General features: G+C 60.4%; 1 protein-coding gene and 1 pseudogene. Both read right to left on the bottom strand.

Translation table 11 applies throughout. The features are described 5' to 3' along the window. Positions 1-268: pseudogene (gene purH, locus J5M58_RS26320) on the bottom strand (bifunctional phosphoribosylaminoimidazolecarboxamide formyltransferase/IMP cyclohydrolase); the annotation flags it as partial. After that, positions 265-505: formyltransferase family protein (locus tag J5M58_RS26315; protein WP_306795256.1), on the bottom strand; the 241-nt coding region annotated here is incomplete at its 5' end. The gene J5M58_RS26315 and the pseudogene purH, both read right to left, overlap by 4 nt.

Raw genomic sequence — 505 nt, 5'->3', positions numbered from 1 at the left:
CACGATGGGTCGTCAAGCGGCGGTCAGCGAGGATCCCGGCGTGCACCTTCGGGTGCAGAGTCTTGACACGTCCGTCGAAGCACTCCGGGAACCCCGTAATCTCACTAACCTCAGTCACCGTCACCCCATGAGAGGCCAGCTCTTTAGCGGTTGACCCCGTCGAGACCACCTCGACCTGCGCGTTAATAAGGGCCTTGGCCAACTGGTCAAGACCAGACTTGTCGTAGACGGAGACGAGGGCCCGACGGATGGGTTGACGTTCGCTCACTGGGAATCCTTTCGAGACGATTCGGTGCCGAGTTCTTCCATGCCGGGACGCGCCCCGGCAAGTTCTGTGACAACCGTGACAAGCATCTCGCGTTCCTCCACCTTGATGCGTTCGTGAAGGGACTCGACGGTGTCGTCGGTGAGGACGGGCACAGCCCGTTGGGCGAGGATTCGGCCGGTGTCAACTCCGGCGTCAACCATAAAGACCGTAGCCCCGGTAATTTTGACCCCGTATTTC

Origin of the sequence: Pseudomonas sp. 32_A, from assembly GCF_017490905.1 — a bacterium.
GTDB lineage: Bacteria > Pseudomonadota > Gammaproteobacteria > Pseudomonadales > Pseudomonadaceae > Aquipseudomonas > Aquipseudomonas inefficax.
This window is presented reverse-complemented; position numbering and strand designations above follow the sequence as displayed.